General features: G+C 71.9%; 24 protein-coding genes. 8 read left to right on the forward strand and 16 right to left on the reverse strand.

Annotated features, from left to right (window positions below; translation table 11 throughout):
* Positions 1–107 precede the first annotated feature (107 nt).
* The 10 genes from pstS to mshD form a co-directional block, all read right to left on the reverse strand.
* Positions 108–1,238, reverse strand: a complete 1,131-nt coding sequence (gene pstS / locus B072_RS0100125; RefSeq protein ID WP_018527893.1) for a phosphate ABC transporter substrate-binding protein PstS — start codon at positions 1,236–1,238, stop codon at positions 108–110.
* Positions 1,239–1,488: 250 nt separating this feature from the next.
* A complete protein-coding gene (locus tag B072_RS0100130; protein WP_018527894.1) occupies positions 1,489–1,923 on the reverse strand; it encodes an NUDIX hydrolase in 435 nt (144 codons plus the stop codon).
* Positions 1,920–2,921: a CHAD domain-containing protein gene (locus B072_RS0100135; protein ID WP_018527895.1), complete on the reverse strand. Its 1,002-nt coding sequence runs from the start codon at positions 2,919–2,921 to the stop codon at positions 1,920–1,922. The genes B072_RS0100130 and B072_RS0100135 overlap by 4 nt, the downstream gene beginning before the upstream one ends.
* Positions 2,902–5,364, reverse strand: coding sequence for an RNA degradosome polyphosphate kinase (locus B072_RS0100140; protein ID WP_018527896.1), 2,463 nt, complete (start codon positions 5,362–5,364; stop codon positions 2,902–2,904). Before B072_RS0100140 ends, B072_RS0100135 begins: the two co-directional genes overlap by 20 nt.
* A gap of 224 nt (positions 5,365–5,588) precedes the next feature.
* Positions 5,589–6,566, reverse strand: a complete 978-nt coding sequence (locus tag B072_RS0100145; protein ID WP_018527897.1) for a hypothetical protein — start codon at positions 6,564–6,566, stop codon at positions 5,589–5,591.
* Positions 6,567–6,621: 55 nt separating this feature from the next.
* Complete coding sequence (locus B072_RS0100150) at positions 6,622–7,575, reverse strand: hypothetical protein (RefSeq protein ID WP_018527898.1); 954 nt, start codon at positions 7,573–7,575, stop codon at positions 6,622–6,624.
* Positions 7,572–8,555, reverse strand: a complete 984-nt coding sequence (locus B072_RS0100155; RefSeq protein ID WP_018527899.1) for an ABC transporter permease subunit — start codon at positions 8,553–8,555, stop codon at positions 7,572–7,574. Before B072_RS0100155 ends, B072_RS0100150 begins: the two co-directional genes overlap by 4 nt.
* Positions 8,552–9,448 carry an ABC transporter ATP-binding protein gene (locus tag B072_RS0100160; protein ID WP_018527900.1) on the reverse strand — a complete coding sequence of 299 codons (897 nt, stop codon included), beginning with the start codon at positions 9,446–9,448 and terminating at the stop codon, positions 8,552–8,554. Before B072_RS0100160 ends, B072_RS0100155 begins: the two co-directional genes overlap by 4 nt.
* Positions 9,445–9,837 (reverse strand): GntR family transcriptional regulator, encoded by a 393-nt coding sequence (locus B072_RS0100165; RefSeq protein ID WP_026245291.1) that lies wholly within the window; start codon positions 9,835–9,837, stop codon positions 9,445–9,447. Before B072_RS0100165 ends, B072_RS0100160 begins: the two co-directional genes overlap by 4 nt.
* 138 nt (positions 9,838–9,975) lie before the next feature.
* The gene (gene mshD, locus B072_RS0100170) at positions 9,976–10,908 is read right to left on the reverse strand and encodes a mycothiol synthase (RefSeq protein WP_018527902.1); all 933 of its coding nucleotides are present in this window, start codon (positions 10,906–10,908) and stop codon (positions 9,976–9,978) included.
* A 149-nt stretch (positions 10,909–11,057) separates the two neighbouring features.
* On the opposite strand from mshD, the gene B072_RS0100175 reads away from it, so the two are divergent.
* From B072_RS0100175 to B072_RS0100190, 4 genes are all read left to right on the forward strand, one after another.
* Positions 11,058–12,869, forward strand: coding sequence for a bifunctional metallophosphatase/5'-nucleotidase (locus B072_RS0100175; protein WP_018527903.1), 1,812 nt, complete (start codon positions 11,058–11,060; stop codon positions 12,867–12,869).
* A 134-nt stretch (positions 12,870–13,003) separates the two neighbouring features.
* Entirely contained in the window at positions 13,004–14,188 is a 1,185-nt protein-coding gene (locus tag B072_RS0100180) for a DUF2993 domain-containing protein (RefSeq protein ID WP_018527904.1), read from the forward strand.
* Between the two features lie 73 nt (positions 14,189–14,261).
* Entirely contained in the window at positions 14,262–14,861 is a 600-nt protein-coding gene (locus B072_RS0100185; protein ID WP_018527905.1) for an ArsR/SmtB family transcription factor, read from the forward strand.
* A gap of 27 nt (positions 14,862–14,888) precedes the next feature.
* Positions 14,889–15,086: a hypothetical protein gene (locus B072_RS0100190; RefSeq protein WP_026245295.1), complete on the forward strand. Its 198-nt coding sequence runs from the start codon at positions 14,889–14,891 to the stop codon at positions 15,084–15,086.
* Positions 15,087–15,090: 4 nt separating this feature from the next.
* Here B072_RS0100190 and B072_RS0100195 read toward each other — a convergent pair whose 3' ends face one another.
* The 6 genes from B072_RS0100195 to B072_RS0100220 form a co-directional block, all read right to left on the reverse strand.
* Positions 15,091–16,518 carry a HAMP domain-containing sensor histidine kinase gene (locus tag B072_RS0100195; RefSeq protein WP_018527907.1) on the reverse strand — a complete coding sequence of 476 codons (1,428 nt, stop codon included), beginning with the start codon at positions 16,516–16,518 and terminating at the stop codon, positions 15,091–15,093.
* Complete coding sequence (locus tag B072_RS0100200; RefSeq protein WP_018527908.1) at positions 16,515–17,252, reverse strand: response regulator transcription factor; 738 nt, start codon at positions 17,250–17,252, stop codon at positions 16,515–16,517. The genes B072_RS0100195 and B072_RS0100200 overlap by 4 nt, the downstream gene beginning before the upstream one ends.
* A 68-nt stretch (positions 17,253–17,320) precedes the next feature.
* The gene (locus tag B072_RS48560) at positions 17,321–17,494 is read right to left on the reverse strand and encodes a hypothetical protein (RefSeq protein ID WP_018527909.1); all 174 of its coding nucleotides are present in this window, start codon (positions 17,492–17,494) and stop codon (positions 17,321–17,323) included.
* A 23-nt stretch (positions 17,495–17,517) separates the two neighbouring features.
* Complete coding sequence (locus B072_RS0100210; protein WP_018527910.1) at positions 17,518–18,705, reverse strand: S1C family serine protease; 1,188 nt, start codon at positions 18,703–18,705, stop codon at positions 17,518–17,520.
* Between the two features lie 224 nt (positions 18,706–18,929).
* Positions 18,930–19,952 carry a LacI family DNA-binding transcriptional regulator gene (locus B072_RS0100215; RefSeq protein WP_026245296.1) on the reverse strand — a complete coding sequence of 341 codons (1,023 nt, stop codon included), beginning with the start codon at positions 19,950–19,952 and terminating at the stop codon, positions 18,930–18,932.
* Positions 19,953–20,005: 53 nt separating this feature from the next.
* Positions 20,006–20,812, reverse strand: a complete 807-nt coding sequence (locus B072_RS0100220; RefSeq protein WP_026245297.1) for a response regulator transcription factor — start codon at positions 20,810–20,812, stop codon at positions 20,006–20,008.
* A 242-nt stretch (positions 20,813–21,054) separates the two neighbouring features.
* On the opposite strand from B072_RS0100220, the gene B072_RS0100225 reads away from it, so the two are divergent.
* Genes B072_RS0100225 through B072_RS0100240 form a run of 4 tightly spaced genes read left to right on the forward strand, consistent with a single transcriptional unit; the run spans position 21,055 to position 23,732 of the window.
* A complete protein-coding gene (locus B072_RS0100225; RefSeq protein WP_026245298.1) occupies positions 21,055–21,882 on the forward strand; it encodes an alpha/beta fold hydrolase in 828 nt (275 codons plus the stop codon).
* A gap of 50 nt (positions 21,883–21,932) precedes the next feature.
* Positions 21,933–22,187, forward strand: coding sequence for a MoaD/ThiS family protein (locus B072_RS0100230; protein WP_018527914.1), 255 nt, complete (start codon positions 21,933–21,935; stop codon positions 22,185–22,187).
* A 5-nt stretch (positions 22,188–22,192) separates the two neighbouring features.
* Positions 22,193–23,428 carry a hypothetical protein gene (locus B072_RS0100235; RefSeq protein ID WP_018527915.1) on the forward strand — a complete coding sequence of 412 codons (1,236 nt, stop codon included), beginning with the start codon at positions 22,193–22,195 and terminating at the stop codon, positions 23,426–23,428.
* The gene (locus B072_RS0100240) at positions 23,421–23,732 is read left to right on the forward strand and encodes a hypothetical protein (protein WP_158689121.1); all 312 of its coding nucleotides are present in this window, start codon (positions 23,421–23,423) and stop codon (positions 23,730–23,732) included. Before B072_RS0100235 ends, B072_RS0100240 begins: the two co-directional genes overlap by 8 nt.
* Positions 23,733–23,746: the final 14 nt, after the last annotated feature.

Below are 23,746 nucleotides of genomic sequence, written 5' to 3' on the forward strand. Positions count from 1 at the left end.
TCTCCGGTCTGCGAAGTTCCGCACCCGGCAAGGGGTCCGCGGTCCTTCTGGCGGCGGTGCACCGGACGGTGCGGGCCGCCCCGCGGTGGGGGCGGCCCGCACGCGGGTCAGCTGATGCTCGCGACGGTCTCGCGGACCTTCGCGTTGATCTCGGCCGGGATCGGGGCGTAGCCCAGGTCGGACAGGGCCTTCTGGCCCTCGTCGCCGGACGTGTAGGTCAGGAAGGCCTTGGTGGCGGCCAGGGTGTCGGCCTTGTTGCCCTTGTCGCAGACGATCTCGTACGTGACCAGGGTGATCGGGTAGGCGCCGTCGGCCTTGGTGGCGTAGTTCAGCTCCAGGGCGAGGTCCTTGCCGGTGCCCACGACCTTGGCGTCGGCGATGGCCTTGGAGGCGTTCTCCGTGGTGGCCTTGACCGGCTCCGCGGCGCCCGTGTCGATGTCGACGGTCTTGACGCCGTCCTTGGCGTAGGACAGCTCGACGTACGTGATCGAGCCCGCGGTCTGCTTGACCTGCTGGGCGAGGCCGGAGGAGCCCTGCGCGGACTGGCCGCCCTTGGCCTGCCAGGCCTTGCCGCCCTCGTACTTCCAGTCGCTCGCGGCCGTGGCCTTGAGGTACTTGGTGAAGTTGTCCGTGGTGCCGGACTCGTCGGAGCGGTGGAACGCCTGGATCTTGGTGGAGGGGAGCTTGGCGTCCGGGTTCAGCTTCTTGATCGCCTGGTCGTTCCACTTGGTGATCTTCGAGTCGAAGATCTTGGCGAGCGTCGGGCCGTCCAGGACGAGGTTGTCGACGCCGTCCAGGTTGTACGCGACGGCGATCGGGCCGCCGACCATCGGCAGGTCGATGCCCTGGCCGCCCTTGCAGACCTTCTTGGAGGCGGCGATCTCCTCCGGCTTGAGCGCGGAGTCCGATCCGGCGAAGGCGACCTGGCCCTGGTTGAAGGCGGTGACGCCGGCGCCGGAGCCCTCGGGCTTGTAGTTGATCTGCACGCCGGAGCAGGCCTGCGCGAACGCCTGGCGCCAGGCGTCTATCGCGTTGGCCTGGGCGGAGGAGCCGTTGCCGAGCAGCTGGCCCTTGGCGTCCTTGCACTCGATGTTCTTGGCGGCGGTCGAGCTGGCGCCGCCACCGCTGCTGCCGCTGCCCGTGTCGTCGGAGCCGCACGCCGTGAGGGCCAGGGCGCCGGAGACGGCGAGAGCGCCGAGGGAGAGGGCGCGGAGCCGGTTCTTGCGCTGAAGCTTCACCTTCGGATGTTCCTTCCAGGAGCCGCCGGCCTCGGGTTTTCTCTGTCTTCGGCGGCGTGCGAAAGCTGCGGATTCTCAGTCGAGCGGTGCGCTGTTCCCCCGTTCGAGGGGCGCACCGCGTAAGGCTGAAATTAGGCAGAACAGGTGAAGCGACCGATGGGCACGAGTGAACGGAGGGTGAACCTAAGCGGGCGGTGCGGTGCGGTCACGGAGGGGTCACGGAGGGGGCGCCTCAGCGTGTCGCGGTGGCTCACGCCATGTGCAGGGCGTCGAGCAGAGCGTCGACGAGCCTGCGGTCCCTGGGCTGGGTGAGGCGGTTGCGGGCCGCGACCGGCGGCAGCCACAGCAGACGGTCGACCTCGCGGTTCGGCGTGAAGGAGCCGCCGCTCGCCTCCGCCGCCCAGTAACTGACCTTCTTGGGGCGGCCGTTGGCCAGGTAACGCACCGTGGGCAGAGTGGCGCCCGGGACGCAGGTGTGGCCGGTTTCCTCCTGTACCTCGCGCAGGGCGCCGGCCAGCGGGTCCTCGCCCCGCTTGAGCTTGCCCTTGGGGTGGGACCAGTCGTCGTACTTGGGGCGGTGGACGAGGCAGATCTCCAGGCCCCCGTCCACGGCGGACCTGCGCCACAGCACGCAGCCCGCGGCCAGGACGGTGTCGTTGTTCGTGTTGTCGTCGCGCACGGTCATGGGGTTCCCACCGTCTCTCGCTGCCACGCTCGTCCGAACGCGTTCCTGGCAGCCTCCACCTGATGGCGCTGGTCGGCGTGGAGCACGCCGAGGGCGTACGCCGTCGCGGGGGCGATGCGCGGGGTGCGGGCCGCGTGCGCCGCCGCAGCGGCGGCCTCGGCGGCGTCGCGGTGCGCGTCCAGCGCGCGGGCCGCCGCCGACAGTCGTACGGGATCGCGCGGCTCGTCCGCGCAGGGCACGACCTCCTGCGCGTACCGGTGCAGGCGCAGCAGGAGACGTACGTGGTGCCAGGGCGCGTCCGCGTCCGGGTCGTACGGGGTGGCCCGGCGATGGTCGGCTCGGCGCAGGACGCCGGCGGCCTCGGCGAGGCGGGACTCGGCCTCCCCGGCGAGTTTGGGCAGCTCGATGCCGCTGCCGGTCAGCGGGACGTCGCTGGCCAGGACGGCGACCAGGTCGGCCACCGCGTGGAAGCGGGAGCTGCCGAGGGACTGCAGGGCGGTGCTGTGGGCGCGGGTCCTGGCGAGGCCGAGCTGGCGGTCGAGCAGGGCCGCGGCCTTGGCCGCGCCGAGGGTGAGCGGGGTGGCGGCGGGCGCCTGCCGGGGCAGTTGTCCCGCGCCGGTGCCCGCACGTTCCGCTCCGGCGGTGGTCAGCCGCTGCAGGGCCTCGTTCAGCCGGGCGAGGCGGTCCGTGTACGCGTGCTCCTGCGCCAGCGTCCCCGACAGCCAGGCCAGTTCGGGGCGCAGGGCGTCCGACCACTCCGGGTCGAGGAGCGGGCGGAACGTGTGCAGGGTGCCGCTGATCCGGCGGGCCGCGCGGCGCAGGTCGCGGGCCGCGTCCGCGGTGCCGTCGGCCGCGCCGCTCTCGCGGTGCCGGCGCAGCGAGCGCAGGAACTCGGTCGCCTGGGCCCGGAGGTACGCCCCGAGGACGTCCCCGCCGCTGCGCGGCCCGGTCTCCGGGGGCTTCCCGGGCTCGTCGGACTCAAGGTGTCGCTGTGCCACGCCGGCGCCTCCGGGCGTCTATGAGCATCTCCTGTACGTTCCGCAGGGGGCGCCCGGCCGGGTCGTGCGCGTCGGTCGCGTGCCGGGTCCAGTTGCCGTCCGGGCCCAGGTGCCAGGAGGCGGTGCCGTCGGACATCCCCGTTTCGAGCAGTCGGCTGAGGGCCGCGCGGTGGGCCGGGTCCTCGACGCGGACCAGGGCCTCGATGCGGCGGTCGAGGTTGCGGTGCATCATGTCGGCGCTGCCGATCCACACCTCGGGCTCGCCGCCGTTGCCGAAGGCGAAGACGCGGGAGTGCTCCAGGAAGCGGCCGAGGACCGAGCGGACCCGGACGTTCTCGGACAGGCCCGCGACGCCCGGGCGCACGGCGCAGATGCCGCGGACCCAGATGTCGACCGTGACGCCCGCCTGCGACGCCCGGTAGAGGGCGTCGATGATGGCCTCGTCGACCATCGAGTTGACCTTGATGCGGACGTACGCGGGACGGCCCGCACGGTGGTGCTGGACCTCCTTCTCTATCCGCGTGATCAGGCCCGTGCGCAGGGACTTGGGGGCGACGAGGAGACGGCGGTAGGTCTCGCGGCGGGAGTAGCCGGAGAGCCGGTTGAAGAGATCGGAGAGGTCGGCGCCGACCTCCTGGTTCGCGGTCAGCAGCCCCAGGTCCTCGTACAGGCGGGCGGTCTTGGGGTGGTAGTTGCCGGTGCCGACGTGCGAGTAGCGGACGAGCTGGTCGCCCTCCTGCCGGACCACGAGCGACAGCTTGCAGTGCGTCTTCAGGCCGACGAGGCCGTAGACGACGTGGCAGCCGGACTCCTCCAGCTTCCGTGCCCACTTGATGTTGGCCTGCTCGTCGAAGCGGGCCTTGATCTCCACGAGCACGAGGACCTGCTTGCCGGCCTCGGCCGCCTCTATCAGCGCGTCGACGATCGGGGAGTCGCCCGAGGTCCGGTACAGCGTCTGCTTGATGGCCAGCACGTCCGGGTCGGCGGCGGCCTGCTCCAGGAACGCCTGGACGGAGGTGGAGAACGAGTCGTACGGGTGGTGCAGGAGTACGTCGTGGCTGCGCAGGGCGGCGAAGATGTCGGGCGCCGACGCCGACTCCACCTCGGCGAGGTCGCGGTGGGTGCCCGCGACGAACTTCGGGTACTTCAGCTCGGGGCGGTCGATGCCCGAGAGGGAGAAGAGACCGGTGAGGTCGAGCGGCCCCGGCAGGGGGTAGACCTCCGCCTCGCTGATCTTCAGTTCGCGGACGAGGAGGCTGAGCACCTCGGAGTCGATGGTCTCCTCGACCTCCAGGCGCACCGGCGGGCCGAAGCGGCGCCGCATGAGCTCCTTCTCCAGGGCCTTGAGGAGGTTCTCGGTGTCGTCCTCCTCGACCTCCAGGTCCTCGTTCCGCGTGACGCGGAACATGTGGTGCTCCTCGATCGTCATGCCGGGGAACAGCTCGCCCAGGTGCTTGGGGGCGGAGATCACGTCCTCGATGGGGACGTAGCGCTGCGGGGACGCCTCCAGGAAGCGGGAGAGCAGCGGCGGGACCTTGACGCGGGCGAAGTGGCGGTGGCCGCTGACCGGGTTGCTGACGACGGCCGCGAGGTTCAGGGAGAGGCCCGAGATGTACGGGAAGGGGTGCGCGGGGTCCACGGCCAGCGGGGTGAGCACCGGGAAGATCTGCTGCATGAACAGCGTGTAGAGCCGGGACTGCTCGCTCTCCGTCAGCTCGTTCCAGCGCACGACGTGGATGCCCTCGTCGGCCAGGGCCGGGGCGACCTCGTCCTGGTAGCAGGCGGCGTGCCGGGCCATGAGCTCACGCGAGCGGTTCCAGATGAGTTCGAGGACCTCGCGGGGTTGCAGGCCCGAGGCCGATCGGGTGGCGACGCCGGTCGCGATGCGGCGCTTGAGGCCCGCGACGCGGACCATGAAGAACTCGTCCAGGTTCGAGGCGAAGATCGCCAGGAAGTTCGCCCGCTCCAGGAGGGGCGTGCTCGGGTCCTCGGCGAGTTCCAGGACGCGTTCGTTGAACGCGAGCCAGCTGCGCTCCCGGTCCAGGAAACGGCCCTGCGGGAGCTCGGCGCCGTCCTGGTTCGCGTAGACGTCCTCGTAGTCGTCCGGGTCCGCGTCGATGTCCGCGACGATCCCGGCGAGCTTGGCGGCCGACCTGTCGTAGTCCGCGGCCGCCACGGGATGCGGGCGGTGCGCGGCGAGGGAGCCCACGGAGGGCTGGGGCTGCGATGCCGAGGGGGCCGATGAGGGCCGGGACTCGGCTGCGGACTGGTCCTGTGCGGCGTTCGGCTGGCTCATGGCCCCATTCTTCCGCGCGGAGCCCGTCTCGGGCGCGGCGGGAAGGTCACTGAGCGCGGGCGCGAGGCGGAGCACGGTGTGCGGGTGCGCTTGCGGTGCGGTGTCTTCCGGCGGGGCCGAGGTGGGGTCGGACGCGGGGGGCTGCATTCCGAGAGGGTCGCAAGCGCGTCTGAATCACAGGTTACGGCGATATGACGTGCGGGCTATGGGAGGGAGGCTCCCCGGCGTCCACGGGGTCCCTCCGGGGGTCGACCGGAAGGGGGTCCGGGGCGCTGGGGGCGCCTGCTCGCCGTGGATCTCCTTGTGGTCGGGCGGGTGCCGGTTCGTCGTGGTTGCTCGCGCAGTTCCCCGCGCCCCTGCGGGGCGCCGCCTCAGGGAGTGCGGCGGCGGAGGGTGTGGAAAGCCGCTGCCGTGACCGCTGCCGTCAGGGCCAGGACTATTGCTGTTTCCATGAGTTGGAGGGGCCAGTAGTGGGAGGAGGGGTGGTAGGTCACCCAGAAATCCTGGAAGCCGGAGGTGCAGCGGCCCAGTTCGTGGGCGCTGTCGGCGTCGACGCAGGCCAGGTTGTTCGTGATCCGCTCGCCGTCCGCGGTGACCGCGCCGTGCACGAGGGCATGGGCGTCGGAGGGCGGCTTCAGCGCTTTGAGGCCGTGGTCCGTGACCGTGGGCCACAGGCTTTCGCGGTAGCGGAGGCCGAGGGTGCCGACCACCAGCAGCACCGGGACGCCGGCCAGCCCCCCGGTGAGCGCCTTGCGGAACAGCAGTCCGGCGAGTGCGCCGACGGCGATGCCCAGCAGAACGCGGGCGAAGGGGAGCGTGCCGCTGGTGGCGAAGACGTCCGGGTCGTACCAGGGGTACGCGTGCGGGAGCGGCCCGGAGGACCAGACGAGGCGGTGCAGGGTGACCAGGGGGACCAGCCCGGCCAGGAACCAGGCGGCCGGGACCGCCACCGTCGTGGCCAGCCAGCGGGTCGGGGTGATGGACTGCACCCACGTCAACTGGGCCGTGCCGCGCTCCAGTTCGCGTCCCACGCACAGGCCGCCGACGAAGAGCGCGGCCGCGTAGGGCACCGCGGCGATGACGGCGTCGGTCAGCAGGTACAGGTTCTCGTAGCGGCCGTACCCGCCTCCGACGTCCGTGCAGTTGTCCATGGAACCGCATCGGGCCAGATGCCGCGCCGCCGCGTCCGCCCCCGGTCCGTACAGCCACAGCAGCAGGACGGTCGTGGCCAGGACCACCGCGATCCACACCCACAGGGCGATCCGGTGCAGGCGGAGCGCTGTCCACAGGGCGCCGGTCGGGCGCAGACCGCGCAGGCCGCGCGGGAGAGCGGGGAGCACCTGGGTCATGAGCCGGATCTCTCTTCGGGGGCCGGCGCCGAGCGGAGCGCCGGGGGCAGGGGGTTCATGCGGCGACTCGCTTGCGCAGGACGCGGTACGTGACGAACACGATCAGGGCGGACAGGGCCAGCAGCACGCCCGTCTCGGCCAGTTGGAGCGGCCAGAAGTGCGAGGTCGGATGCCCTTCGACGTAGTAGCCGGTGATGTGGTGCGTGGCGATGCAGGCCTGGTCGTCGACGCACATCGGGTCGGCGATGTGCGCACCGGAGGCGGTGATCGCGCCCTCGCCCGTGACCTCGCCCTCGAAGGCGGGGTAGCCCTGGGCGACCGTGCTCGTGGCGGTGTGGGTCGGCCACAGGGACGGGCGCAGCATCCCGACGACGAGCGTCAGCAGGACGGTGAGCGTCAGGCCGAGGCCCGCGCCCGCCAGCAGCCGCCGCTGGAGCAGGGCCGCGAGGGCGCCGCAGGCGAGGCCGAGCAGCGGCAGCGCGACCGCGACCGGGCCCAGGACCTCGAAGTTCCTGCTGAACCACTGGTTGTCGCCGTAGCCGGGAGCCGCTGCCGCGACCTGGCGGCGCAGCACCACGAGCAGGCCGGTGCCCACGACGAGCGCCAGGGCGGGCAGCGCCAGCTTGGCGGTGAGCCAGCGCAGCGGCGACACGGACTGGGTCCACGCCAACTGGGCGGTCCCGGTCTCCAGTTCGCGGCCGATGAGCACGCCGCCCGCGAACACGGCGACGGCCAGCGGCAGCAGGGTGAGGCAGAAGTCGGCGGACAGCAGGGCGTAGTGGTACGTGTCGACGGTCGGGCCCGTCGCCGCGCATCCGTTCGCCGTGATCCCGCCGCAGTGCCCGGTGATGTCGAGCCCGGACGTGCCGGGACCCCAGGCCCACAGCAGCACGCCCGTGAGGACGACGACGGACGCGACCCACAGCCGCAGGGCGCCCCGGTGCAGTCGAAGGACCGTCCAGGTCAGGCCCGATCTCGGTGAGAGGCCCATGAAGCCGGTGGCGCTCATGCGGTGGCTCCCTTCTTCGGCTGGTAGCGGCGCAGGACCAGGAAGGCCGCGACGACGAGGAGCGCGGTGAGGGCGAGCAGGATGCCGGTCTCGGCGAGCTGGCGCGGCCAGTAGTCGGAGGAGGGCAGGTACTGACGGGTGAAGCCCGTGACGTGGTGCGCGTCGAGGCACTTCTGGTCCATGGAGCACTGCGGGTCGCTGATCTCGGCCCCGCTCGACGTGATCGCCTTGTTGCGGACCGGGATCTCCGGCTGCTGGTAAGCACCCTGGAACGGCCAGGAGTTGGCGCGCAGCGCGCCGACCAGGTACGTGCCGATCCCGGCGACGGCGAGCGCGGGCAGGGTGCGGCGCAGGACGAGCGCGGCGAACACACCGAGGGCCAGGCCGAACAGGGCGCCCGCGATCGTGGCCGGGCCGATGCTGAAGTAGAAGGAGCGCGGGCCGATCCCGGCGATCAGCAGATGGCCGTGGGCCCGCCACACCACCTCGTACAGGGCGACGACCAGTCCCGTGCCGACGGTGACGGCGAGCGCGGGCAGGGTCAGCTTGGCGGCGAGCCAGCGGGCCGGCGACACCGACTGCGTCCACGCCAACTGCGCCGTCCCCGACTCCAGTTCCCGCGCGATCAGCGGGCCCGCCGCGAAGACGGCGATGACGACCGTCGCTATCCGGGTGAGCGTCGCCGGGTCGTAGAAGAGGGAGTCGAAGGAGGTGCCGATGGAGGGCAGGGTGACGGACTTGCCGGCCCAGCCGTCCTCCTGCGCTCCCGCGTAGCCGAACGCGTCGAACGCCTTCTGGGCGGCCGAGGAGCCGGGGCCCCACAGCCACAGCAGCAGGCCGGCGCTGACGGCGACGTAGGCGGCCCACACCCACAGGGCGGTGCGGTGCAGCCGTGCGACGGTCCACACCAGTCCGTCGGTGCCGGGCAGGGTGCGCCGCACGGGGGTCCGCCCGGCCGGTCGCTCCAGGGTGGCGCTCATGCGGTCACCGCCGTGCGGTCCGTGGCGGCGGCGGTGCTCGGGGTGAGCAGCGCCGGAGCCTCGGGGGAGCGCAGATGGGCCAGGAGCAGCTCCTCCAGGGACGGCTGCTGCACCTGCCAGCCCTCGCCGACGGGTCCGTCCCTGCGGATCAGGGCGGTGACGCCGCGGCCCGAGGGGCGGGACTCGATGACCGTGTGGTGCGAGAGGTCGCCGCGCCCGGTGACCAGGCTGTGCGCGCCGAGCAGGTCGTCGATGCCGCCGCCGAGCCGGATCCGGCCGCTGCCGAGAAGCAGCAGGTGGTCGCAGGCGTCGGCCAGCTCGGAGACGATGTGGGACGACATCAGGACGGTCGTGCCGTGCTCGGCGGCGTCCGCCATCAGGGTGCCCATCAGCTCGTGCCGGGCCAGCGGGTCCAGGTCGGCCATCGGCTCGTCGAGCAGCATCAGCTCGGGCCGCTTGCCGAGGGCCAGGGCCAGGGCGACGCGGGTGCGCTGGCCGCCGGACAGGGAGCGGACCTTCGCCTTCGGGTCGAGGGAGCCGGCCTCCACGATGTTCGCCGCGTAGGCCGCGTCCCACCGCTCCTTGTTCAGCTCGGCGCCCATGCGCAGGGTGTCCGCGATGGACAGCTGGGGGTGCAGCGGCTTGTCCTGGGACAGGTAGGCGACCTTGGCGCGGGCCTCGCCGGGGGCCGCGCCGAGCACGCGCAGCTCTCCGGCGCTCTGCCGCAGCAGTCCGGCGGCGATGCCGAGCAGGGTCGACTTGCCCGCCCCGTTGGGCCCGACGAGGGCGCTGATCCGGCCCGCGGGCAGCCGGAACGAGCAGTCGTCGAGGGCCGCGGTGCCGTGCCGGCCGTACCGCTTGGCGAGGCTCGTCGCCTCGATCGCCGTAGTCATGAACTCCCCTTGGTGGTGCTGAAGTGTGCTTCCAGTGCGCTGGTGAACAGGGCCGCCACGTCCTCGCGGTCCAGTCCCGCCTCTCTCGCCCGTCTCGTCCAGTCCTCGAGCTCGCTGCGCAGCGGTGAGTCGGCCGGGCCGGAACCCAGCGACTTGCGGACGAACGTGCCCAGGCCGCGGCGGGCCTCGACGAGGCCTTCTCGCTCCAGCTCGCGGTACGCCTTGAGCACCGTGTTCGGATTGATGGCCGTCGCCTCGACGACCTCGCGGGCGGTGGGCAGCTTGTCGCCGGGCTCGAGCATGCCGAGCCGCAGCGCCTGCTCGGTCTGGTGGACGATCTGCAGGTAGGTGGCGACGCCGCTGTGGCGGTCGATGCGGAATTCGATCACCGGTCCGACCGGCTCGACTGGCTTGGCCACTGGCGTACCCCCCTTTCACTAATCAAGTAGTGAAAGGGTGATGCAAGAGAGGGGGTGGCGTCAAGTGACGCCACCCCCTCGTCCGGTATGAGTGCTTTGTCCGTGCCGCTACGACTCGGTTCGGTACATGAGGTCCGTTTCGTACGTGGTGAAGCCGAGCCGCTCGTACACGCTCACCGCCGCCTTGTTGTCCGCGTCGACGTAGAGCATCGCCGTCGGCAGGCCGGCCGCCGCGAGATGGCGCAGCCCCGTCGCGGTGAGCGCCTTGCCGAGGCCGCCGCCCTGGCCGTCGGGGGCGACGCCGACCACGTACACCTCGCCGAGCCCCTCGTCGGCGTGCACCTTCGTCCAGTGGAAGCCGGCCAGCCGGTCGCCCTTGAACGCGAGGAAGAAGCCCGCCGGGTCGAACCACGGCTCGGCCTTGCGGTCGTCCAGGTCGCGCTGGGTCAGCGAGCCCTGCTCGGGGTGGTGGGCGAACGCCTCCGCGTTCACCGCGAGCCACGCCGCGTCGTCCTGACCGGGCACGAAGGTACGGATGCGGACCCCGGCCGGGAGCACCGGCTCGGGCAGCTCCAGGTCGGTCAACGGCCGCCGCATCTGGCGCAGTTCGCGGAAGAGCGTCAGGCCGAGCACCTGCGCCAGGTGGCGCGCCGCGCTGTGCCCGCCGTGCGCCCACACCCGCAGCCGCTTGCCGGACGCGGCCAGCAGGGCCGCGCCGAGCGCCCGCCCGTGCCCGTGCCCGCGGTGCCCCGGGTGCACCACCAGCTCGGCGGCCGGGGCCTCCACCGGGTCGGTGTCCTCCAGTTGCGCGTAGCCGACCAGGTCCTGGCCCGCGTACAGGAGCAGATGCCGTACGCCGTCGCGCTCGCCCCGCAGGTGCAGCCGTCCCTGCTCCGAGACGGCCTGCTGGCCGTCGGTGCGGGCGGCGTCGGCCAGCAGTGCGAGCACGGCGGCGGACTGCTCGGCGGAGAGGGCGGACAGGGTGTCGATGCGGCGGCCCGAAGGGGCCGGATCGGTGGCGGTCGCGGGGTCCGTGGTCATGGATACGAGGGTACGGCGGGGTCCCCCGGGCGGTCGGCAGGAGGCGACGGCAACCAGCTCGTAACCCGTAACCCCCTGTTGCGCTACGCGCGTTGACCCTAGGCTGCCCGGCAGTCACCGTCTGAGCCCAGTACCCAGGGGGATCCTCCATGCCCACACGGACGAACCGGCGTCTGAGAACCGCGCTCGGCGCCGTCGCCACCCTCGCCACCGCGGGTGCGCTGATGGCGGCGATGCCCGCGAGCGCGGCCCACGACAAGGGCCACGGCCACGGTCACGGAGGTGGCCGCTACCAGGACGTACAGCTGCTGTCGTTCAACGACCTCCACGGGAACCTGGAGCCGCCCACCGGTTCCTCGGGCCAGGTCACCGAGAAGCAGGCCGACGGCACGACGAAGCAGATCGACGCGGGCGGTGTGGAGTACCTGGCCACCTCCCTGCGCACCGCCCGCAAGGGCCACCCGTACAGCGTCACGGCGGCCGCCGGTGACCTGATCGGCGCCAGCCCCCTGCTGTCCGGCCTCTTCCACGACGAGCCCACCGTCGAGGCCATGAACCAGCTCGACCTGGACGTCACCTCCGTCGGCAACCACGAGTTCGACGAGGGCGCCACCGAGCTGGCCCGGATGCAGAACGGCGGCTGCCACCCCACCGACGGCTGCTACGAGGCCGGCAAGAAGTTCCAGGGCGCCGACTACCCCTACCTCGCGGCCAACGTGACGGACGAGAAGAGCGGCAAGCCGGTCCTCGCCCCCTACTGGGTGTGGAAGCAGAACGGCGTGAAGGTCGGCTTCATCGGCGTCACCCTCGAAGGCACCCCGAACATCGTCTCCGCCTCCGGGGTCAAGGGCCTGAAGTTCCACGACGAGATCGAGACCGTCAACAAGTACGCGAAGATCCTCGACAAGCAGGGCGTGAAGTCGATCGTCGCCCTCATCCACGAGGGCGGGGCCCCGGCCTCGACCTCGTACAACTACGACTGCGACTCCCCGGGCGCGGGTGACGGTGTCTCCGGGCCGATCGTGGACATCGCCAAGGGCATCACGCCGAAGGTCGACGCCCTGGTCACCGGCCACACGCACCAGGCGTACGTGTGCACGATCCCGGACCCGAGCGGCAAGCCGCGCATGGTCACGTCGGCGTCCTCGTACGGGAAGCTCTACACGGACACGACGCTGACCTACGACCGTCGGACCAAGGACATCGTCCGTACGTCGGTGAAGTCGCCCACCTCCGCGAACCACGTCGTGACGCGGACGCAGGACAAGGCCGCCGACATGACGGCCCTGATCGGCAAGTGGAACAAGCTGGCCGCGCCCGTCGCGAACCAGGCCATCGGCTACATCTCCGCCGACATCCCGGGCCGCGGCGCCGGTACGCCCGAGGAGCCGCTCGGCGACCTCATCGCCGACGCGCAGCTCGCGCACGCCAAGTCCCTGGACCCGAAGGCGAGCCTGGCCCTGATGAACCCGGGCGGCGTCCGCTCGGACCTGGTGCACAAGGCGAGCGGGGCCGAGGGCGACGGGGTCGTGACGTACGGCGAGGCGTTCACCGTGCAGCCGTTCAGCAACACGGTCAATCTCGTCGACCTCACCGGCGCGCAGGTCGTCGAGGCGCTCCAGCAGCAGGTCAGCGGCTCGAACGAGGCATCGCCGAAGATCCTCCAGCCGTCGGCCGGTCTCACGTACACGCTCGACATGACGAAGTCGGGCGCGGCGCGGGTGGTCGTGGACTCGATCAGGCTGAACGGCGCCGCCATCGACCCGGCCGCCACCTACCGCGTCGCGATGAACTCCTTCCTCGCGGGCGGCGGCGACGGCTTCGCGGCGCTCGGTGCGGGTAAGAACCCGCTGGTCGGGGCAGACGACCTGAAGGCGTTCAGCGACTACCTGACCGCCAACTCCTCGGCGGCGAAGCCGATCGCGCCGCCGAAGGCGGACCGCATCACCATCATTAAGTAGCCGCAACGCGACGTTGATGACGGGTGGCCTACGGTTGAAGCACAACAACCGTGGGCCACCCGGCGTTTGTGAAGGATGTTTGCGTAAAGGGTGGGGGTGTGTGGTGAAATCGGCCGATGCGTACCCCCCACCGCATGGAACAGATACCCAACGACCCCTCTCTGTCCGGAAGTTGGCAGGAGAACCAGTGGCCCGACGGGCCGCTCGACGACTTCCTCCGTGAGGAGCCCGACGACCCCGACGACGCGTGGTCGCCGCCCGACCACCGCAGCCGCGGCAGGCGCCGCTTCGGCAGCCTCTCCCTCGCGGTCAAGGCCGTGGTCGCGCTCCTCGTCCTCACCGCGTTCCTCGCCCTCGCCGACCGGTGGGCCGTCCTGTACGCCGAGCACCGCGCGGGCCAGCAGCTCAAGAAGGAGCTGAAGCTGACCGCCGCGCCCGAGGTCGAGATCGAGGGCTTCCCCTTCCTCACCCAGCTCGCCGACCGCCGCGTGGACGAGCTGAAGGTGACCGTCCCGGACGTCGCCGCCGACCGCGTCACCCTCGCCAAGGTCCAGGCGACCGCGCAGGACGTACGCATCGAGGGCGACGGCTTCACCGACATCAGCGGTGCGACCGTGGACCGGATGCGCGGCGAGGTGCTGCTCAGCTTCGCCGACATGAACCGCGAGCTGGGCGCCTCCCAGGTCACCTTCACCGGTCACGGGGACAACCAGGTGCTGGCGCGCGGCACGCTGCCGGTCGCCGGGCACGACCTCAAGGTCCGCGCCGACGCCAGGATCCAGCGCCTCGGCGCCTCCGGCATCTCCACCGACATCGACAACATGAGCCTCGCGATCGGCGACCTCGCCACGTACCGGCCCGGCACCGGCGCCGACCAGGGCCTGCACCTGACGCGGAAGTCCGTCGCCCGGATCACCGCCGAGACGGACAAGGCGCGCAGGCTCCTCGCCATCCCCGCGATCGTGCACCGCGCCGGCGTCCCGGACAGCGCCGTGCGGCAGGCCGAGCACAGCGACGCGAAGCTCAGCGAGCTGACCGGCTCGCCGCGCTTCGTGAAGAACCTGATGGGGATGAACCTCATCGACATCGCCATCGACCACCCCTGGCTGCTGCAGAAGCTCGGCATCGACCCGTCCCTGCTCGACGGCCTCACCGAGCTCACCCGCCCCGAACTCGCCGACCGCCTCTCGCTCGCCTTCCGGCTGCCGCAGCTGCCGGGCGGCCACGGGTACGTACGGCTGCGGGACGTGAAGGTGGAGAAGGGCGGGATCCGGGTGGACCTGTCGGGTGCCGGGCTCTCGGTGGGCGGCTCCACGTGACCTGAGCGGGGCGGCGGAGAGAGTTGCAAAGAATTCATTGCAAGGACTTCTTTGCAGAGCTATCTTTGTACGCATGAACGAGCTCTCCGCCCCACCGCCGGACATCCCGGGCGTCCGCACGCTGGACGCCCGGTCGCTGCGTGGCCTCGCCCATCCCCTGCGGATGCGGCTGCTCGACTCGCTGCGGTACAGCGGCCCGGCCACCGCCTCCCAACTCGCCGAGAAGCTGGGCGAGTCGAGCGGTGCCACCAGCTACCACCTGCGCCAGCTCGCCGCCCACGGGTTCGTCGAGGACGACCCGGAGCGCGGCAAGGGCCGGGAGCGCTGGTGGAAGGCGGTCTACAAGGGGACGACGTTCGACAGCGCCCTGCTCCAGGACGACGACCCGGAGGTGCGCGGCGCCGCCGACTTCTTCCTGCACGAGATCGCCACCGCGCACGCCCGCAACGTGTCGACGTGGCTCGGCTCGCGCGACAGCTGGCCGCAGGAGTGGGCGCACGCCTCGGACCTGAGCAGCTGGACGCTACGGCTGACGCCGGAGCTGGCCAAGGAGCTGGGCGAGAAGATCCACGAGCTCCTCGAGACGTACCGCGACCTCCCGGAGACGGAGGACGACCCCCGCGCCGAGCAGGTACGGATTCACACGCACGCCTTCCCTCTCCACACGGACTGAGTTCCACCCGGACCGAAAGGCATGACCATGAACGCCGACACCCACCTGATCGTGCACGCCGCCCGCTCCGCCGAACTCCAGGCCGAGGCCGAGGCCCACCACCTCGCCGCCACCGTGGCGGACCGGCACACCCCGGACCTGCGCACCCGGCTCGGCTGGACCCTCGTCGAGGTCGGCCTGCGCCTCGCCTCCGCGCCGAAGCCGCAGCGACCGCTGACGGCGTGAGGCCCTAAGCGGCGATCTCCGGCGGCGGCGTGGGCGCACCCGGCAGCCGCATCGTCGCCACGGTGCCGCCGCCCTCGGCCGGAGCCAGGGCGACCTCGCCGCCGTAGCTCTCCACGGTGCGGGCCACGATGGACAGGCCGAGCCCCGAGCCCGGCAGCGCGCGGGCCGTCGGGGAGCGCCAGAACCGGTCGAAGACGTGCGGGAGTTCGTCGGCCGGGATGCCCGGGCCGTGGTCGCGGACCGTCAGGGTGCCGCGCATCAGGTGCACCTCGACGGTGGCGCCGGGCGGGCTGAACTTCACCGCGTTGTCGAGCAGGTTGATGATCGCGCGCTCCAGGGCGGCCGGCTCGGCCCGTACGTACCAGGGGGCCAGCTCGGAGACGATCTTCAGCTCCGGGCCGCGCAGCCGGGCCCGCTCCACGGCCGAGCGGGCCGTCTCGTGCAGGGAGACGACCTTCAGCGGGCCCTCCGCCCCGGCGAGGCCGGACCGTGACAGCTCCTGCAGATCCCCGATGAGCGCGGCCAGTTCGGTCATCTGCGCCTTGACCGAGGCCATCAGCGCCTTGCGGTCGTCCGGGGGGATCGCCCGGCCGGTCTCCTCGCTGCGGGTGAGCAGTTCGATGTTCGTCCGCATCGAGGTGAGGGGCGTACGGAGCTCATGTCCGGCGTCGGCGATGAGCTGCTGCTGCAGTTCGCGCGACGACGCCAGGGACGCCGTCATCGAGTTGAAGGAGGACGAGAGGCGGGCGATCTCGTCGTCGCCCTCCACCGGGATGCGGACCGTCAGGTCCTCGGTGGCGGCGACGTGCTCGACCGCTTCCGTGAGCTGGTCGACGGGACGCAGACCGGTGCGGGCGATCCACAGGCCGGCCGCCGTGGCGCCGATGACCCCGATCCCGCCGACGGCGAGGAGGACCCAGGCCAGAGTGGTGAGGGGCTTGGTGATCTCGGCCATGGGGCTGGCGATGGAGATCGCGATCCCGGGCACCTGGCTGTGGTCGGAGCCCTGGACCGGAACGGTCAGGACCCGCATGGAACTGCCGTCGTCGGCGTCCGTGGTGTGCAGGGTGCTGCCCTCGGTCCCGTTCGCCACGGCCACGTCGGAGCTCTGCGCCGGGATCGACGACTGCCCGCGCCAGGTGCAGGCGCTGCCGTTCGCGTAGATGACCTGGATCGTCGGGCCGGGAAGGTCCTTGGGCTGGCTCGTGGTGGCGCAGTTGAGCAGGCCGAACTGCTGCTGGCGGCTGCTCTGGCTGAGCGAGCCGACCTGGTTGTGCAACTCCTGGTCCATCTGCGCGTACAGCTGGTTGCGCGTGATGAACCAGCAGGTCACCGCGACCGCGGCCACGGCGGCCGCGACGGCCACCGCCACCAGCAGCGCGAGGCGTGACCTGAGGGGCAGCGACCGGAGCCGCCGGACGAGCCTGTTCACTCGGCGCTCCCCGAGCGCAGCACGTATCCCACGCCCCGCACCGTGTGCACGAGGCGCGGCTCGCCGCCCGCCTCGGTCTTGCGGCGCAGGTACATCACGTACACGTCCAGGGAGTTGGACGACGGCTCGAAGTCGAAGCCCCACACCGCCTTGAGGATCTGCTCCCGGGTGAGGACCTGACGCGGGTGGGCCAGGAACATCTCCAGGAGCGTGAACTCGGTACGGGTCAGCTCGACGGTGCGCTCGCCCCGCGTGACCTCGCGCGTCGACAGATCCATCCGCAGGTCCGCGAAGGACAGCGCGTCGGAGTCGTCGGCGCCGGCGCCCGCCGCGGCCGCGTACGAGCTGCGGCGCAGCAGGGCGCGGACCCGGGCGAAGAGCTCGTCGAGCTCGAAGGGCTTGACCAGGTAGTCGTCGGCGCCGGCGTCGAGTCCGGTGACGCGGTCGCCGACCGTGTCGCGGGCGGTGAGCATGAGGATCGGGGTCGTGGACCCGGTGGCGCGCAGCCGGCGGGCGGCCGTCAGCCCGTCCATGCGCGGCATCTGGATGTCCAGGACCACCAGGTCGGGCCGGTACTCGGCGGCCTTGTCCAGCGCGTCCGCGCCGTCGACGGCGACCTCGGTGCCGTAGCCCTCGAAGGCCAGGGAACGCTGCAGGGCCTCGCGGACCGCGGGCTCGTCGTCGACGATGAGGATGCGGTGCCGGTCTTCGCGGTCGCCTTCGGCGGGGCTCATGGGCTGCGCTTCCTTACGTGCGAGTGGCTGACGCGTACCGCGGGTGCGGGTACGGCTGCGACGGATTATCAGCCTCGCACGGTCGCGCGGCGGCTGCGTGTCCCGCGGCGCGCGGCCGGGGCGGGCCCGACCTCCGGGGCCCGGACGGCCGGCGTGTGCAGGGCGGAGACGACGGCGAGCGGGAGCCGCAGGTCGGCGGGGCCCGTCGCGGCCCCGGGGTGACGGTGCACGGTGGAGTTCATGGTGGTTCTCCCTGGGCTGGGGGTCAGTTGCCGGAGCCTCCGGCGCGGAGCGTGTCGAGGTCCGCCTTCACGGTGTTGATCGGGATGGCGAAGCCGAGGCCGACGCTGCCCGCGCTCGACGAGGAGGAGGACGAGTCCGAACTGGCTGAGTACATCGCGGAGTTGATGCCGATGATGTTGCCGTTCATGTCGATGAGGGCGCCGCCGGAGTTGCCCGGGTTGAGGGACGCGTCGGTCTGCAGGGCCTTGTACGTCGTCGTGGACGAGCCGGTGTCGCCGTTGAACTCCTGGCCGCCGAACTCGAACGGCCACTGCTGGCCGCCGCTGCCGCCCTGCTGTTGCTGCTCCTGCTGGCCCTCGTCCGTGGAGACGGTGACGTCACGGTCGAGCGCGGAGACGATGCCGCTGGTGACGGTGCCGGTCAGGCCCTCGGGGGAACCGATGGCGACGACCTCGTCGCCGACGCCCACGCCGTCGGAGTCGCCGAGGGTGGCGGCCTTCAGACCCGAGGCGTTCTGGAGCTTGATCAGCGCCAGGTCCTTCTTGGCGTCCGTGCCCACGACGTCGGCGGTGTACGACTTGCCGTCGCTCGTGCGCACCTTGATGGACGAGGCGCCGGAGATGACGTGGTTGTTGGTGAGGATCTCGCCGTCGTCGGTGATGATGACGCCCGAGCCGGTCGAGGAGCCGCTGCTCAGCGTCGCGTTGATCTCGACGATCGACGGGCTGACCGCCTCGGCGACACCGGCGACGGTGCCCCTCTTGCTGCTCGGCACGACGTTGGTGCTGGTCGAGGAGGACGCCGTGGTGTTCGATCCGGTCAGCTCCTGGAAGGCGTACGCGGTGCCGCCGCCGACGGCCGCCGCCGCGACGGCCACGGCCGCGAGCAGCCCCATCGGGCCGCGCATCCGCTTCCGCTTCTTCGCGGGGGCCTGCGGTTCGGCCACGGCGAGGGCGCCGCCGCCCGGCTCCGCGGAGTAGGCCGCGAACGGGGTGGTCGGCTCGCCGCCGCCGCCCGCACCGTCACCGCCCGGCCACACCGTGGTACCCGGTGCGACGCTGACCGGCTCGGCCGGCTGGTGGGCGGGCGGGGGCGGCCACGCGCTGTCCACCGGGGTGGACGGTGCGGGGTTCTGCTGCGGGCTCTCGGAGTACGGGGACTGCGCCTGGCCCTGCGGGTACTCGCCGTCGCGGCGGAAGCTCTCGGTCATGTCAGTAAGCGTGTGCCGCGTACATGAGAGCTGCCTGAGTGTGCCCTGAGAGTCCCGGCAGAACCCTGTTTGCCCGAAATAAAGACGGGTGGAGTGCCCCACGCCCCTGAGATGCCTGCGGCATCCAGGGGAAGGCTGCGCGCAGCGCATGCCTTCAGGGGCGCGGGGAACTGCGCGACCAGCCCCCACCGGCCGTCAGCCGAACACGCGCCCCGGGCGGAGCCCTAAGCGCAGCCGCACGACTGACGTACGACCAGCCGCGACGGGAACAGCTTCAGGCGCTCGCGTCGGGATCCGGCGACCCGCAGTGAGTCGTCCAGGACGAGATCCACCGCGGCCCGCGCCATCGCCGAGCGGTCCGAGGCGACCGTGGTGAGCGGGGGATCGGTGAGCCCCGCCTCCTTCACGTCGTCGAACCCGGCCACGGCCAGCTCGCCGGGCACCTCAATGCGCAGCTCGCGCGCGGCCCGCAGCACACCGATGGCCTGGTCGTCGGTGGAGCAGAAGATGGCCGGCGGGCGGTGCGGCCCGGCGAGCAGCTCCAGGGCCACCTGGTACGCGTCGTAGCGGTTGTACGGCGCCTCGAAGAGCCGCCCCTCGGTCGGGAGGCCCGCCTCCTGCATCGCGCGCCGCCAGCCCTCGACGTGGTCGGAGACCGGGTCGCCGACCGACGGGGTCTCGGCGGTGCCGCCGAGGCACGCCACGTACGCGTTCCCGTGCTCCAGGAGGTGGCGGGTGGCGAGCTGGGCGCCGCCGATGTCGTCCGTGACGACGGCGACGTCGTCGATCGCCTCCGGGCGCTCGTGCAGCAGCACCACCCGGGCGTCCCACGCCTCGATCTCGGCCGCGGCCAGATCGTTGAAGCCGTGGCTGACGAGGATGAGTCCGGAGACCCGCATGCCGAGGAACGCGCGCAGGTAGTGGACCTCGCGGTCGCCGACGTAGTCGGAGTTGCCGACGAGGACCATCTTTCCGCGCTCGGACGCGGCCTGTTCCACCGCGTGCGCCATCTCCGCGAAGAACGGCTGGCGCGCGTCCGGCACGATCATGCCTATGAGGTCGGTCCGCCGCGACGCCATGGCCTGGGCGACCCGGTCGGGCCGGTACCCCAGCTCCTTGATCGCCGCCTGTACGCGTTCGCGCGTGGCCGGGGCGACCGGCCGGGGTCCGTTGTTGATCACGTAGGACACGACGGCGGTCGAAGTACCCGCCAGTCGCGCAACGTCGTCCCGAGTCACCTTGGCCACGCGCGGAGTCTACGCGGATGGACCACCCTGTGGGCAGGGCGTAAAGCAGCCCGCTATGAGTCGGCTGTGACGGCTCCGGCGCGCACGCCCGCCGGGCTGTCCGCTTCGCCCGTGTTGGTGGCGGAAGCGGCTTCCGTCTTGTCGTTCCCGGTGCCGTTCTTGTCCGCGTTCTTCTCGCCCTTCTCCGGCTTCTCCGGGGTGACGAAGCGGTAGCCCACGTTGCGCACGGTGCCGATCAGCGACTCGTGCTCGGGGCCGAGCTTGGCGCGCAGTCGTCGTACGTGCACGTCCACGGTCCGGGTGCCGCCGAAGTAGTCGTAGCCCCAGACCTCCTGGAGCAACTGGGCGCGCGTGAAGACGCGGCCCGGGTGCTGCGCCAGGTACTTCAGGAGCTCGAACTCCTTGAAGGTCAGGTCGAGGACCCGGCCCTTGAGCTTCGCGCTGTACGTCGCCTCGTCGACCGACAGGTCGCCGTTGCGGATCTCCATGGGGGAGTCGTCGGCGACGATCTGCTGGCGGCCCATGGCCAGCCGCAGGCGTGCCTCGACCTCGGCGGGTCCCGCGGTGTCGAGGAGCACGTCGTCGATGCCCCAGTCGGCGGTGACGGCGGCGAGGCCGCCCTCCGTCACGACGAGGACCAGCGGACAGCCGGGTCCGGTGGAGCGGAGCAGCTGACAGAGGCTGCGGACCTGCGGGAGGTCGCGGCGGCCGTCGATCAGGATCACGTCGGCGCCGGGGGTGTCGACGAGAGCGGGGCCCTCCGCCGGGGCCACTCGCACGTTGTGCAGGAGCAGGCCGAGAGCGGGGAGCACCTCCGTCGACGGCTGAAGGGCATTCGTCAGGAGCAGCAATGAACTCATCGCGCCCCACCTGCCTGGGTCGTCCTACGTTCGTGCACGGTTCGCTCGCCCATAACGTCTGGTTCCTCCTCGGTCCCTGCGAGGACGTTTGCGGCACTGCTTCGTGGTGCTGGTACTGCTGTGGCGGGCCCGCGCCCTGGGCCCTGCGCCACCGGGAGTGAGGTCGTATACAACGCTCCTGAAAGCACAAAAGGACCCGGGGGCTGCATTGCCCGAGTCCTTCGCCCAGCAGAATAGCCCACATGAGTAGGGGTCCGGCAGATGAAAGACGTGGATCTTCTGTGCGGCCGATCACTGAACGAACGCTGCGTGTGACGCTCAGGACACAGGACGGAGTCTTCATCGACGCCGCCCACGAGCCCGGAAACAGTCCCGGCGGCGACCTCGTGATCGTGCTCGCGCACGGCTTCACCGGCGATCTGGAGCGGCCCCACGTGCGGCGTGCGGCCTCGGTGTTCGCGCAGTACGCGGGCGTGGTCACGTTCTCGTTCCGCGGGCACGGGCGGTCCGGCGGGCGGTCCACGGTGGGTGACCGCGAGGTGCTCGATCTCGCCGCGGCCGTCGAGTGGGCCCGTTCGCTCGGTTACGCCCGTGTGGTGACGGTCGGGTTTTCGATGGGTGGTTCGGTGGTGCTTCGGCACGCGGCGTTGCACAGGGGGCGCACGGAAGCGCGCACGGACGCCGTCGTCGCCGTGAGTGCTCCGGCCCGGTGGTTCTACCGGGGGACCGCCCCGATGCGGCGGCTGCACTGGGTCGTGACGCGGCCGACGGGCCGGATGGTCGGCCGGCTCGGTCTGGGTACCCGTATCCACCCGCACGACTGGGACCCGATCCCGCTCTCGCCGGTCGAGTCGGTGCCGCTGATCGCGCCGACGCCGCTGCTGATCGTGCACGGCGACCGCGACCCGTACTTTCCCGTCGACCATCCGCGGATGCTGGCGGAGGCGGCCTCCGCGCAGGGGGCCGGCGCCGAGCTGTGGCTGGAGGACGGGATGGGACACGCGGAGCACGCGGCCGGCGACGCACTGCTCGCGCGGATCGGGGAGTGGGCGCGGGGTGCCGCACAATAGGACGCCGGCCGAACCGTTCGGAACCTGAGACCCGTGGAAAGGGGCGCCGCATGGCACACGGCACCATCCGCTACTGGGCGGCGGCCAAGTCGGCCGCCGGTGTGGCGGAGGAACCGTACGACGCCGACGACCTGGGTACGGCCCTGGCGGCGGCGCGCGAGCGACACCCCGGGGAACTGGTCGGGGTGCTGCGGCGCTGTTCGTTCCTCGTCGACGGGAACCCCGTCGGGACGCGCGGCCATGAGACGGTACGGCTGGCCGAGGGCGGCACGGTCGAGGTGCTCCCGCCGTTCGCAGGAGGGTGACCCCGATGAGCAACGAGCAGTATCCGTACGACCAGTACGGGCGACAGCAGCACGACCAGCAGCAGTACGACCAGTACGGGCGGCAGCAGTACCCGCAGCCCGCGCCCCCCTACGAGGCCGATGCCACCCAGCAGTGGCAGGGACAGACCTGGGACACCCAGCTGCAGGCCGCGCCGCAGCAGGAGCCGTATCTGCCGCCGCAGGGGTACGAGCAGCAGGGGTACGAGCAGCAGGAGTACCGGCAACAGGGGCATCGACAGCCTGAGTACCAGCAGCCTGAGTACCAGCAGCAGGGGTACGAGCCGCAGGGGTACGAGCCGCAGGCCGGTGCCGCCCAGCCGCTGCCCCCGCAGCAGGAGTGGTCCTACGCGCCGCAGCCCGAGCCCGAGAAGCAGCCCGAGCCCGCTCCGGCGCCCGAGCCCGCGCCCGCCGCGGGGAGCGCCGAGCCGTCGTACGGCCGGGCCACCACCACCGGCAACACCCGCGTCACCGACGCCCAGCGGGCCCGCGCCGAGGGCCGCTCGCCGATCATCGAACCGGGTATCCAGCCGGCGGGCCTGACCGCCGTGCTCGGACTGCTCCTCGCGGGCGGCGCGGCCGTCGGCTCGTACGCACTCCTCGTACCGCTCCTTCTGCTGCAGGCGGTCACCGCCGCGGGCTGGTTCCGGCTCAACGGCATGTGGCCCGCCCGGCAGGGCATCGCGCTCGCCTTCCTGGGCGGCGTGGTCGCGGACATCGCGCTGCTCGCGGCGGGCCGGGAGCACGCGCCCGCCGCGATCCTCGGCACGCTCGGCGTCTGGGTCCTGCTCACCCTGGTCCTGCAGCTGCGCTCGCACGCGTCGCCGGACGAGCGGATGTACGGCCTGATGGCGACCGTGGTCTCGGCGGCGCTCGCGATCATGGCGACCGGACAGCTGGCGGCCGAGCCGGACGCCGTGACGGTGGGCGCGATCGCCGTGGCCGTCGCGGTCGTGGCGCGGGCGCTGCCGCTGCCGACGGCCGTGTCCGTCGTGGTGGCGCTGCTGGCCGGGGTCGGTGCCGGGATCGCCGTGGGCGGCATGACCGACCTGGGCTCGGACGGTGCCCTGCTGGGCGCCGCTGCCGCTGCCGCCGCGCTGATCGGGCACCGGGTCGCCTCGTACGACTACCCGTCGCGGTTCGTGCACATGACGGCGGGCGTCGCGCTGCCGCTCACGGCCGCCGCGCCGGTGATCTACGTGCTGGGGCGCGCGTTTGCCTGACGAGGAGGCCGGTGGACGGGAGGGTGACAGACCCGGCGAGCCGCACCCCTGGGACGTGTGGGCCCTGCGGTTCGGCCTCGTCTCGGTGTTCGGCTGGTGCTGCGCCGGTCCCGGCTTCTTCTTCGGCGGCTTCCTTCTGGTGCCGCTGCTGCCGCCGGCGGGTTTCGCGGCCGTCGCGTACGGCGCCGCCGTGCTGTGGCGCTTGCGCGGCACCACAGTCCCCAAGGCGCGGCAGGTGACCGCGATCGTGCTCGGCGCGGCCGGGATGGCGATCGCCGCAGCGGCCGCGGTGACCGCTCTCTGATCCGGGGCGCGTAT

The sequence above is a fragment of the Streptomyces sp. HmicA12 genome (assembly GCF_000373565.1).
Lineage (GTDB): Bacteria > Actinomycetota > Actinomycetes > Streptomycetales > Streptomycetaceae > Streptomyces.

Excerpts from the sequence above, each read along its gene's own strand:
- B072_RS0100130 (WP_018527894.1), bottom strand. The coding sequence starts at position 1,923 with ATGACCGTGCGCGACGACAACACGAACAACGACACCGTCCTGGCCGCG.
- B072_RS0100140 (WP_018527896.1), bottom strand. The coding sequence starts at position 5,364 with ATGCAGCCCCCCGCGTCCGACCCCACCTCGGCCCCGCCGGAAGACACC.
- B072_RS0100145 (WP_018527897.1), bottom strand. The coding sequence starts at position 6,566 with ATGACCCAGGTGCTCCCCGCTCTCCCGCGCGGCCTGCGCGGTCTGCGC.
- B072_RS0100150 (WP_018527898.1), bottom strand. The coding sequence starts at position 7,575 with ATGAGCGCCACCGGCTTCATGGGCCTCTCACCGAGATCGGGCCTGACC.
- B072_RS0100155 (WP_018527899.1), bottom strand. The coding sequence starts at position 8,555 with ATGAGCGCCACCCTGGAGCGACCGGCCGGGCGGACCCCCGTGCGGCGC.
- B072_RS0100160 (WP_018527900.1), bottom strand. The coding sequence starts at position 9,448 with ATGACTACGGCGATCGAGGCGACGAGCCTCGCCAAGCGGTACGGCCGG.
- mshD (WP_018527902.1), bottom strand. The coding sequence starts at position 10,908 with ATGACCACGGACCCCGCGACCGCCACCGATCCGGCCCCTTCGGGCCGC.
- B072_RS0100175 (WP_018527903.1), top strand. The coding sequence starts at position 11,058 with ATGCCCACACGGACGAACCGGCGTCTGAGAACCGCGCTCGGCGCCGTC.
- B072_RS0100180 (WP_018527904.1), top strand. The coding sequence starts at position 13,004 with ATGGAACAGATACCCAACGACCCCTCTCTGTCCGGAAGTTGGCAGGAG.
- B072_RS0100185 (WP_018527905.1), top strand. The coding sequence starts at position 14,262 with ATGAACGAGCTCTCCGCCCCACCGCCGGACATCCCGGGCGTCCGCACG.
- B072_RS0100190 (WP_026245295.1), top strand. The coding sequence starts at position 14,889 with ATGAACGCCGACACCCACCTGATCGTGCACGCCGCCCGCTCCGCCGAA.
- B072_RS0100200 (WP_018527908.1), bottom strand. The coding sequence starts at position 17,252 with ATGAGCCCCGCCGAAGGCGACCGCGAAGACCGGCACCGCATCCTCATC.
- B072_RS48560 (WP_018527909.1), bottom strand. The coding sequence starts at position 17,494 with ATGAACTCCACCGTGCACCGTCACCCCGGGGCCGCGACGGGCCCCGCC.
- B072_RS0100210 (WP_018527910.1), bottom strand. The coding sequence starts at position 18,705 with ATGACCGAGAGCTTCCGCCGCGACGGCGAGTACCCGCAGGGCCAGGCG.
- B072_RS0100220 (WP_026245297.1), bottom strand. The coding sequence starts at position 20,812 with ATGAGTTCATTGCTGCTCCTGACGAATGCCCTTCAGCCGTCGACGGAG.
- B072_RS0100225 (WP_026245298.1), top strand. The coding sequence starts at position 21,055 with ATGAGTAGGGGTCCGGCAGATGAAAGACGTGGATCTTCTGTGCGGCCG.
- B072_RS0100230 (WP_018527914.1), top strand. The coding sequence starts at position 21,933 with ATGGCACACGGCACCATCCGCTACTGGGCGGCGGCCAAGTCGGCCGCC.
- B072_RS0100235 (WP_018527915.1), top strand. The coding sequence starts at position 22,193 with ATGAGCAACGAGCAGTATCCGTACGACCAGTACGGGCGACAGCAGCAC.